This window comes from Kocuria sp. SM24M-10, assembly GCF_001027955.1.
GTDB classification, from domain to species: Bacteria; Actinomycetota; Actinomycetes; order Actinomycetales; family Micrococcaceae; genus Kocuria; species Kocuria oceani.
Genome location: NZ_LDNX01000029.1, coordinates 1 through 10,301 on the forward strand (window position 1 = coordinate 1; position 10,301 = coordinate 10,301).

The window sequence follows — 10,301 nt, forward strand, 5'->3', positions numbered from 1 at the left end:
AGGGCCGAGGGGGGCACTGATTGATCAGTCCACGAAACGGGGTCAACCCCAGTCGTCGAGCTGCATCCCCACACCCCCATGGAGTGGACCGCGACCTACTACCCCCTGATCACCACCACCACAGGCAGCAGAGTCCACATCACCATGGTGTTGCCCCAACACCGACTACCCTCCCCACCACTCCGCGCCGAATCACATATCAGCACGACAGCTGGAAACGCGCCTCGCCGAACCCGACGCCCCGGAGGCTGGTGTGGAGCCGAAGCCCTGAGATACCCCGTGATGTGCCCGTAGACTGATCAATCAGTGCCCCCCTCGGCCCTTCTGTGGGTCGGCCTGCCGCGCAGGAAGCCTCCCCATGCCCCCCGTACCTATGCATCCCGTTCCCAGTTGTCCTGGCTCAGCCCCCGAGCGAACCCGGGCCTACATCGCCGCCCCGGTACCCCCGGAAGAGGGGTTGCTGTCGGCGTTGAAGTGGGCGTTCCAGCACCACCCGGAAGGCCGGTGGAACCGGATCGGGATTCTGGTGCCCACCCCTGCTTACATCCAGCATCGGGCGTTGCACCGCTTGCGTGCGCGCGGCGTCACGATCGAGGCCGTCACCGACCGACGGCCATTGGCCGGTTTCACCGGACCCGTCATCGCTTACGCCCCGGACCTGCCGACCCTGGCCGCCGCCGAGAAGCTACCCATCACCTGCGCGATCGTGGCTCTCGCCGCCGAGAACATCCCTCTCCGCCCGTGGGTGGATGCCTTCACCCCGAGGCATCTGGCCGGGCACGTCCTGACCCCGTTGGAGCCATTACTGCCCGATGCCACGGTGCGCCGGGCCATGGTGTACTTCACCCACCGCCTCGTCACCACTTCTCCCGCAGACGAGCCCTCAACACTTCAAGGCATCGCCGTGGGGCTACGTCGTCTGCAGGGCCAGGGGTGCCTGTTCACCACTGAGGAGTTGCTCGCTCTTGCCCTCCAATTGAACTGGGCCCCCCACGCTATCGGGCGGTTGCAGCACATGCTCACTGACGCCTTCCCAGCACCAGCCGCCTGATCCACAAGGCTGTCCGACTCCAGGCCGCGGTAGACATGAGTGTCTCGGCAGCCGCCGAGGCCAGGAACAGGCATCGACGCTGGCCGGCTGCCTGCACGGTCACCTCCTCAACTACGGGGCTAGGGGGGAACCCACACACCGGCAGCGGGTGAACAGCAGCCGCGGGGGCTGCGGCCACACACCATCACGCTTCGGGATCTATCGCTGGGCACCGTTCCTGAACAGCTGAGGTGAGCAGCTGAGGCGGGCAGAACTGCTGCCATCGGCTTCGGCATCGGCACACCGGCGGTGGGGTGGGCAGGCAGTAGTCTCTGCGAATGGCTGCTGCGTTCCCCCGCGCAGTGGTGGCTGCCTTCGTCGGAAGACTCCTGTTGTGGATTCCACCTTGCGTTTCCTGTCCATCCGCGCCCTGCACGACAGCGAGCTGCCCGCCCGCAGACGCGCGCTGCTGAATCAGCTGCCGCTGTCGATCACCACGGCCTTGGTGTATGCGGGTAGCGCGGTGTTCCACACTCCGTTGCTGGCCAATCCGTTGGTGTGGTGGTCCGCCGGGTTGATCGTCCTGCTGCTGCTGGCCTGCGTGGTCGTGCCCTGGAATCGGTTGCCCGCTCGAGCCGTCCTGGTGATTCCCGTGCTGGATTTCGTGCCCATCGGCTTCCTGCGAGAGGGGATGTACCCCGAGGTGACCGGCACCGTGATGATGCTGTTGTTCCCGGTGCTGTGGCTGGTGACTTCCGGGCTCGTTCCGTACGGAGCCGCCTTGCTGGGGGCTGCCATGACACTGGTCGTGGTGTGGGTTCCGGTGTTCCTCTCCCCGGTTCCGGTGACCGGTGATGCGCTGACCGGCCCGTTGCCGGTTCCTCTCCTGGTCCTGGCCATCGGTGCCACGGTCCAGGAGATCACTCACCAGCTGCGCGTGAAAGAAACTCAGCTGCGCGAGGCCCTGGCCACCACCGCCCACCGCAAACGTCTGCTCTACACGGTGCTGGACTCCATCAACAGCCGCGTTTTGGCCGTGGACACCGACGGCCGCCCCCTGGTGACCAACTACGGGATGCTGGCCGACTACGCCGGGCAGCGGGTGGCCCACGGCGCTGCAGCTGAGGCGTCGCTGCCGGCGATGTACACCGAGTCCGGGCGGCCGCTGGCCTCCGCCCAGCGGCCTATCGCCCGTGCGCTGGCCGGGGAGTCCTTCACCGACCACCTGGTGCGCTACGGGGACGCCCCGACCCAACGGGTGCTCTCCGTGTCGGCGCGCACCCTGCACAACAACGAGCAGCAGCCCGAAGGTGCGGTGCTGTCCTTCCACGACGTCACCGAGCTGGTCAATGCCCTCAACGCCCAGGAGGAGTTCGTCACCGGGGTCTCCCACGAGCTGCGCACCCCGCTGACCTCCATCCGCGGTTACACCGAGCTGCTCACCATGGACGAGACCCTGCCCGAGACCACCCGCAGCGGCCTGGGAGTCATCGAACGCAACACCGAGCAGCTGCAGAACCTGGTCGATGACCTCCTCGGCGCCGGCAACGGGGCCACCGACCTGCACCCAGCACCCACCGACCTCATCGCACTGCTCACCGCGGCCACCGCCGCCGCCGCACCCCGGGCAGCATCGGGCGCGGTGACACTGCAGACCCAGGCCCCACAGACCCTGATCGCCCACTGCGACCCGGTGCGGATCGGTCAGGTCCTGGACAACCTGCTCTCCAACGCGATCAAGTACTCCCGCCCGCACAGCACCGTCCATGTCCTCGCCACCCACCACCAGGACAGCGCACGCATCCAGGTCATCGACCAGGGCATCGGCATGGGACCCGAGGACACCGGACGGGTCTTCGAGCGCTTTTACCGCAGCGCCACCGCCAGGATGAGCACCATCCCCGGACTGGGCATCGGGCTGGCCCTGTGCCGGGAGATCATCGAGCAGCACGGCGGGACCATCACCTGCCACAGCACCCTCGGCGAAGGCACCACCATGACCATCACCGTGCCGATCAACCCACCTTCAGCCACGCCCGCCTCCGGTGGTGCCTCCACCACCGACCACGACCCGGCACCAAACATCCTGGTCTGATCCAGCCCGAGGTCTCGGGCGTCCACGCTGGGCAACCAGGCACGCAGCAGCACCGCCCCGACCGCCCAGTCCTGGTCACAGCGGGCAGGTCGCGCAGTGCTCGAACGGGAGTGAGGCACACCACCTGTGGTGTTGCCCACGAACCTCCCTGCCCGGGTCCTGGCCGTCGGTGCGCTGTCGACAATAGGGTGGCGGATCGTCCGCCCCTGTTGCGAAAGGCGCCGCCTCCCATGACCAGTCCGTCCCCGAAACCTCCTGCTGGCCCGTCCACATCCATCACCGAGCTGGCCGCAGGTGATCACATCCAGGCCTGGACCGCAACGGCCCTGTACTGCTCGGGCACCGTGGAACTGCTCGACCCTGACCTGGGGGTGCTGTGGCTCCGGGAGGACCGCATCGGGGCCCGCCGGCTCCTGGACACCGAGGAGCACCAGATCCACCACCACCCCGCGCCCCCCTCACCTCTGCTCTGACCCCCAGCGGCCCAGCACAGAAGGAGCACTGCTCGGCGCAAACTCCACCGCCCGGGGGTGCACCATCGGTGGCGGCCCCTACGAGCCTCCGATTGTCCCTGCCGGCACATCACCGGCAGCGCGCGACATCACCGCCGCCGTGTTCCACCGACCGGTGCCACGGCCATCCCCAGCCGCTACCCCGGCCGGGAGGTACGGACCGGAATCACGATAGGAAGTTGCCTTTCGATCAAGAAACGATAACGTTGACACATCATCTCATCCGTCCGGTCGAGGGGCCGGCAGGTATGAGATGGCTCGTGCCGTGGACTGCAGCCGGGGGGGCTGGAGCCCGGTATCGAGAGGAATGGCCGTCGCCCCGGTGGGCAGCAAGCCTGTGCTATCAGGCCGGTCGCCCGGGGGGGGGCGACTGCAATTCCCTCCGGGGCGGCGCCCGTTCCACACCCGACCGAACCGACCGCACTGATCGTCATGGCCATGGTCCTTCCGCCCCCCCCTGCTCTGGTCGTTGCAGAACGTCGCCTCCAGGGGCTCGGCCGGGGCCGTGCCCAGGTGTCGAGTTCGCCCACCCCCCCCTCAGGCCCCGCTTGCCCTCTGGCATCGAAGGAGAACGCCCGTGCACCATGACCTGACCGCCATCGCCGGGCCCGCCACCTTGCTGGACCCCGCAGCCCGGGCAGCGCTCTTCGCCGCCCTGCGCCCGGCCCTTGAGGCCCTCGCCGGTGAGGCCGCCGCCGACCCCGGGCTCTCTGCCCCGGCCCGGCGCGTTCTGCGGGCCGTGACCCGCACCCGCAGTCAGGACACGCTGACACTGACCGATCTCGCCACCCGCTCCTCCACCGCCAAGGCCCGCCTGCCAGCCGCCCTCATCGAGCTGGAAACCACCGGCTACCTGACCCGCCTCGCCGCTATCGCCCCACACCTGGCCGTGACCCTGCTCAGTCCTCCTTCACCACCGGCAGACAGCACCGAACCCCAAGCGTCCGACCGGGCCGCCGCAGCCTAGGACAGTCGCCTCGCCGACCTGTTCATCCCCGCAACCCCATTGATTCACTCATCTGACCAGCGCAAATGCTACAGTTTTCATGAAAAAGGTAAGCCACCTTACTTTGCGGATGCAACACCCTTGGTGATTCAACGGTCGTGACCTATGACCTCGACTGCGTAGGGCCGGGGCATCCACCACATGACGCTGCGCTACGACGGACGGGGGTCCGGCGGCAGCCACTTCAGGGGGACCACCTGCCATGACCGAACCACACCGACACACCAGCTCGACCACCCCGAAATCCCCGGAGTCACCGGGGGCCTCGGAGGATTTCCGCCGCGACCAGTCCCTCCCGGGGGCAGGGACTTCTGCTGCGCCGGGCAAGCGCCGGCTGGTGGGCATCGATGCCGCCCGGGGGGTGGCGCTGCTCGGACTGGCCTCCATTCACATCCTGCCGGCCTGGGATCCGAGCACCTTTCAGCCCACCGCGCAGTGGACGGTGTTCGCCGGCCGATCCGCGGCGCTGTTCGCGCTGCTGGCCGGGGTGAGTCTGGCCTTCTCCTCCGGCGGGCGCAGCCCACACACCGGGAAGGCCATGGCCGCCACCCGGGCCGGGGTCGCGGTGCGGGCGGTACTGATCACCGTGATCGGGTTGAGCATCAACACCGTGGCCCTGGGCGCGTTGGGCCAGGTCGTGCCGGCGGTGAACATCCTGGTCTACTACGGGGCGTTCTTCCTGCTGGCCATTCCCTTCCTGGCCTTCTCGCCCCCCGTGCTGTTCGTCATCGCCGGAGTGAGTGCGGTGATCACCCCGGTGCTGATGCAGCTAGCACGCGATGCCGCACCAGCGGCCACCGCGGTCAATCCCGGGTTCGGGGACCTGGTGGCCCAGCCCGGAACGAGCCTCGTCCAGTTGCTGCTGACCGGCACCTACCCGGCCCTGCCGTACCTGACCTATCTGCTGGTCGGGCTCGCCCTCGGCCGCCTGGACCTGGCCGATGTCCAGGTGCAGGTGCTGCTGGTGGTCTTCGGGGTGATCCTGGCCGTGGCCGCCTGGGTGACCTACTGGGTGCTGATCCTGCAAGCCGGGGGCTACGACCAGCTCATGGCCCACAGCCCGGCCCTGTCCGAGGATCAGATCGATGAGGTCATCGTCTTCGGCCCGGACCCGGCCCTGCCCACCACCACCTGGTGGTGGCTGGCCATCCCCGGTCCGCACACCAATACCCCTCTGGCCCTGCTGCACGGCCTCGGCGCCTCGATGGCCGTGCTCGGCGGGTTCCTGCTGCTGGCCCGCCGCCTGCAGGGCTGGTTGCTGCCCCTGAGCGCGATGGGCTCGATGACTCTGACCCTGTACACCACCCACCTGCTGGCCCTGTCGACCGAGGTGCACTACGACCAGCCCTACCTATGGTTCGTCCTGCACCTCCTCATCGCTGCCGCCTTCGCGCTGGTCTGGCAACGATTCCTCGGACAGGGCCCTCTGGAACGCCTCATCGCCCGCGCCGTGTCCGCCACCCGCCGCCGGGTGCTGGCCACCCAGCACCGGACACCCTGACCCCTAGCCTCGGTGACGTACCGCACCGGATCCATCACCAAATCACCGCGCACGGACTCAGCCACTTGACCGCAGGGCTAACTGACCGGAACCGATCGGCTGACTGTCATTGCCGTTCCGGTCGGCCTCACCCGCCCGTGGACACGTCGAAACCGTATGTGCCCGTATCCGACCAGGTCACTGCGTCCACCGGTCGGCAGGTATCGAGACGCCATCACTTGTCAGGAGTGGCCGTACCAGCTCTCCGGGCATGAGATGCATGCATCTGAAGTGGATTGTCTTCTGCAAAATTACCGTCTGGTAATTTGCTGACTGCACCGGCTCATATGCCGGTGCAGTAACCCCTAGGAACCGTTCCCCGGCGGGCGGGGTTGCTTTCCGTGCTTCGGCGCGGGGAAGCGCTCCTGCCCTCTCCCGGGCAGGAGCGCTTCGTTTCATGGGGCAAGAACATGGGTGGTGTGCCACAGCCGGCCAAGCTCCTGACCGCGCCGAGCTCGAGGAAACGTCTCATCGCCGGATGCCCCAGAGACAAGATGACGTAAGCGCCCGGGGGGCGAATCCGTACTTCCCGGCTCAGCCCTGGCCGTCGTCTTGTCCGGACACCAGGTGGGCGGCGTGTTCGCGCAGGTACTCCCGCAGATAGGGGGCTTCGAAGTCGACCAGGCCGTAGCCGGCGGAGCGGATCATCCCGGCCTTCAGTAGCCGGTCGCGGTAGACGCTGGCGTACCGGCTCTCCCGGCCCATCCGCCCGGCGATCTCCCCCAGGCGGGAGGGCCCGTTGTCCCGGGCCATCATGACTAGGAACGTCCGGTCCACCGCGGAGAGGTCCGCCAGGGCCGGGGCGTGCACCAGGGCCCCGAGGCGGGCTTGGGCCGCGGCAACCCCGGTGGTGACGTGGTCGGGTGTGATGGGGCCGGTACCGGCTTGGCGCCAGACGTGGTAGCCGACCAGCTGGATCATGAACGGGTATCCGTCGGTGGCTTCGGCGCATGCCATGGCCAGCTCGTCGCTGATGGACCGGCCGGCGGCGGCGATGATCTCGAGGAAGGAATCGGCGACCTCGGCGACCGGGACGTCGGCCAGCAGGGGGCGTTCGGCCCGGCGCAGGAAGGTGGTGGGCCGTCGGTCCCCGGCCAGCAGCTCTTCCACCGCCCGTGGCAGTCCGGCCATGATCAGGGCGATGCGCCGTCCTTCCCGGATGAGCATCTGGATGTCACCGGCCAGCACCTGCATCTGGTCCAGGTCCAGGCTGTGGATCTCATCGACGGTGACGCACACCCCGGTGCCGTGCTCCTCCAACGCCTCCAGCAGATCCGCCAGATCATCGACCCACACCCGCAGCTCCGGGTCCGCATCGTAGAACTCCCGACCGAGCTCGCCCACCGGTGTGGTGATCTTCCAGCTCGTCGTCCCTGCTACACGGTCCGGGGCGCCGAGCTCCTGCCGGTACCTTCTGGCCCGGCGGGCGATCCGCTCCAGCATCCCGGGTCCGGCGGTGGCGTGGATGACGACCCAGCCGTTGCGCTGGGCCACTTCGCCCAGTTCGTTGAGCATCACCGTCTTGCCCACACCCCGGGCCCCAGTCATCAGCTGCAGCAGGTACGGCGACCCCGGCCCGTCATCGATGGACTCCTGGAAGGCCTCCAGAATGGGCCGGCGACCGACCAGCAGCGGCGGAGTGGCCCCGGCGGTGGGCTTGAACGGATTGGGCACGGCAACCTTCCCGACGTTTGCTCCCTTTAGACCTCTTTAATTCTTTTAGAACTCTACCGTGCGGGCGACGCGACTGACCCTGTCCCGTCTGTCACCGCGCCCCGCACTGCCGCGCCATTGGGGCACTGCTAATCTCCGAAGTCGACCACGTGCCCCTGCCATCGAGAGGCCGACCGCGCGGCCAAGCTCGGACTTTAGGGTGTTGGCTGCCCCTACAGTCAGTGCAAGCGTTGCCTGCCCAGCGCCCGAGATGAGTAGATCGGCTTCCTCTCACTGACTCAGTGACCATAGTGGCCGGCCCACCGACGAGGGTCGGCCACAGCTTCCCAAATCCCGACTCGAAATCCAGGACTCGATACGCGATGACTCAAAAAGCTCACAACAGCCCAGTTTCGAGTCACCCCGGCCGGCTGCTCGGCTACGCCCGAGTGTCCACCACTTCCCAGAACCTCGATGTGCAGCTGCGCGCGCTCACCGAGGCCGGTGTGCCGGCGGAGCTGGTCTTCACCGACAAGATCAGCGGCACCCAAGCCGACCGGCCGGGCCTGGCCGCGCTCATGGCCGAGGCGCGGGAAGGGGACACCTTGGTGCTGTACTCCCTGGACCGGCTGGGGCGGTCCCTGGTGCACATGGTCACCACGATTGACGAGCTGATCCGCCGCGGGGTGGCGCTGCGCAGTCTCACCGACACCATCGACACCACCACCCCGGCCGGCCGGTTCCAGCTCAACGTGTTCGTGGCGATGGCCGAGTATCAACGCGCACTGATCGTGGAGCGCGTCCAGGACGGGCTGGAGGCCGCCCGGGCCCGCGGGGTGCAGCTGGGCCGGAAGTCCCCGATCACCCCCGAGCAGGTGCGCGCCATCCACCGGCTGCACCGGGCGGGGCTATCCCACTACAAGATCCACCGCCGCGTCGGGGTGTCCAAGGGAGCAGTCGGCAGAGTGCTGCGCGGAGAGATTAAGTCCCTGGCGCATGTGAGTCTGGAGCTACCCGAAGACGAGATCGACGTCTGGGACGCCGAAGCACTGGCGGCCACCCATGATGCCCCCACACCGAGAGGAGACCGCTGATGCCCCGCCTCGTGATCCTCTACCTGCTGTGGTGGGTGCGGCTGTTCTACCGCATCGGCCACGCGATAGCGCACTGGGTGCTGCGCATCATCCCCATGCCCTCCGCACTGCGCCACCGCGTGGCCGGCGCCGTGGCCATCACCCCGTATTTGTTCTGGGTGTGGACCGTGGTGGGCATCAACGACAACACCTGGCCGGCGATCGCAGTGGGTGCCGTGCTCACGGGTCTGCTGTTGCTGCTGGTCCACCGAGCGGAGGCCCGCCGTGCAGTCGTGCGACGTTGAGCGCTTCTACTCCCACGTCTTGAAAGGCCCGGAGCCCGACTCGTGCTGGTTGTGGCTCTTTCATCGCCCGATCGGCCATGTTCTCCGACCGGCTGCCCAACAACAGGTGCGTGGACGGCTCCAGGGAGGCGTGCACGCACAGCGGGACGTCGCACCAGTGCAGCGCAGTCTGCCCCTCGATCGCGCCCAGCCCGCCGTGGACGGTGGCCAGCGCGAAGCGGTGAGCGGCAACGGCTCGCTGACCGTTGGCGGTGGGGAGCCAGAAGCGGAGAACATGGCCGATCGGGCGATGAAAGGCCGGATGCCCTCGGCCACCGCCGCCCGGTGGCGCCGACTGACGAAGGCCGAACGCTCCGCTCGCTCTCGGCATTTGCGCGAGGAGTTGAAAACCCGCGGGTGGGACGAGGACGTGGTGCGCGAGCTCGTGCACGGCATCGACCCTGATCACCCCACTCTGTTCTAGTGAAAGGTCCACACATGAAGCACTGAGGTTGTCCCCCTTCGGTGGACGTCCTTGATGGTCAGGCCTGGTGCCTGGCAGGGAGGATGTTCCTGTGGGAGCCAAACGGAAGAGGTACACGCCCGCGTACCGGCGTGATGCCGCGCATCTGGTGATCGACACCGGGCGCCCGATCGTCCACGTGGCGAAGGAGATCGGTGTCGGAGAAGCTCTGCTGGGTCGTTGGGTCGCGATCGAGAGGGCCAAGATGGACGACCCGCCCTCAGCACTGGATACCGATGAGCGGGCAGAGCTGGAGCGGTTGCGCCGTGAGGTGGCCGAGCTGCGGATGGACCGGGAGTTCCTGAAAAAAGCAGCCGCCTTCTTCGCGACCGAGAACCAGAACCGGTGAGGATGTTCGAGCTCATCGACGCGGAGAAGGCCGACTACGAGATCACCCGCATGGCCGAGCTGCTCGAGGTGTCCCGGTCGGGCTACTACGCCTGGCTGGCACGTCGCGAGGGGCCGCCGGGTCCCTCGGCTGTGCGACGGGCCCAGCTGGGCCAGAAGGTGCTGGCCGCCCACACGGCCTCCGACGGGGTCAACGGTGCGCCGCGGATCCTGGCCGACCTGCGCGCTGTCGGGGAG

Annotated in this window: 10 protein-coding genes and 1 pseudogene; 10 read left to right on the forward strand and 1 reads right to left on the reverse strand. The window is 67.8% G+C overall.

Going from position 1 to position 10,301, the window contains the following annotated elements; genetic code table 11:
- The first annotated feature begins 457 nt into the window (after positions 1 to 457).
- The 5 genes from ABL57_RS03335 (at position 458) to ABL57_RS03350 (ending at position 6,144) form a co-directional block, all read left to right on the forward strand.
- The gene (locus tag ABL57_RS03335) at positions 458 to 1,051 is read left to right on the forward strand and encodes a hypothetical protein (RefSeq protein ID WP_047802034.1); all 594 of its coding nucleotides are present in this window, start codon (positions 458 to 460) and stop codon (positions 1,049 to 1,051) included.
- A 373-nt stretch (positions 1,052 to 1,424) separates the two neighbouring features.
- The gene (locus tag ABL57_RS03340; protein WP_152683263.1) at positions 1,425 to 3,125 is read left to right on the forward strand and encodes a cell wall metabolism sensor histidine kinase WalK; all 1,701 of its coding nucleotides are present in this window, start codon (positions 1,425 to 1,427) and stop codon (positions 3,123 to 3,125) included.
- A 230-nt stretch (positions 3,126 to 3,355) separates the two neighbouring features.
- Positions 3,356 to 3,598: a hypothetical protein gene (locus ABL57_RS21620; RefSeq protein WP_152683264.1), complete on the forward strand. Its 243-nt coding sequence runs from the start codon at positions 3,356 to 3,358 to the stop codon at positions 3,596 to 3,598.
- A gap of 616 nt (positions 3,599 to 4,214) precedes the next feature.
- Positions 4,215 to 4,604, forward strand: a complete 390-nt coding sequence (locus ABL57_RS03345; protein WP_047802035.1) for a hypothetical protein — start codon at positions 4,215 to 4,217, stop codon at positions 4,602 to 4,604.
- A 241-nt stretch (positions 4,605 to 4,845) separates the two neighbouring features.
- Positions 4,846 to 6,144: a heparan-alpha-glucosaminide N-acetyltransferase domain-containing protein gene (locus ABL57_RS03350; RefSeq protein WP_082157195.1), complete on the forward strand. Its 1,299-nt coding sequence runs from the start codon at positions 4,846 to 4,848 to the stop codon at positions 6,142 to 6,144.
- A 573-nt stretch (positions 6,145 to 6,717) separates the two neighbouring features.
- On the opposite strand, the gene ABL57_RS03355 is transcribed toward ABL57_RS03350, so the two are convergent.
- Positions 6,718 to 7,857, reverse strand: coding sequence for an ATP-binding protein (locus tag ABL57_RS03355; protein WP_047802037.1), 1,140 nt, complete (start codon positions 7,855 to 7,857; stop codon positions 6,718 to 6,720).
- 362 nt (positions 7,858 to 8,219) lie between these two features.
- Here ABL57_RS03355 and ABL57_RS03360 point away from each other — a divergent pair, with 362 nt between their 5' ends.
- The 5 genes and pseudogenes from ABL57_RS03360 to ABL57_RS03380 all read left to right on the forward strand — a co-directional run.
- On the forward strand, positions 8,220 to 8,930 hold the full coding sequence (locus tag ABL57_RS03360) for a recombinase family protein (RefSeq protein ID WP_082157196.1): 711 nt from the start codon (positions 8,220 to 8,222) through the stop codon (positions 8,928 to 8,930).
- The gene (locus ABL57_RS03365) at positions 8,930 to 9,214 is read left to right on the forward strand and encodes a hypothetical protein (RefSeq protein WP_047802038.1); all 285 of its coding nucleotides are present in this window, start codon (positions 8,930 to 8,932) and stop codon (positions 9,212 to 9,214) included. Before ABL57_RS03360 ends, ABL57_RS03365 begins: the two co-directional genes overlap by 1 nt.
- Before the next feature lie 130 nt (positions 9,215 to 9,344).
- Complete coding sequence (locus tag ABL57_RS20550) at positions 9,345 to 9,677, forward strand: hypothetical protein (protein ID WP_152683265.1); 333 nt, start codon at positions 9,345 to 9,347, stop codon at positions 9,675 to 9,677.
- A gap of 91 nt (positions 9,678 to 9,768) precedes the next feature.
- Positions 9,769 to 10,065, forward strand: a complete 297-nt coding sequence (locus ABL57_RS03375) for a transposase (RefSeq protein ID WP_047802039.1) — start codon at positions 9,769 to 9,771, stop codon at positions 10,063 to 10,065.
- 2 nt (positions 10,066 to 10,067) lie between these two features.
- Positions 10,068 to 10,301: pseudogene (locus ABL57_RS03380) on the forward strand (IS3 family transposase); the annotation flags it as partial.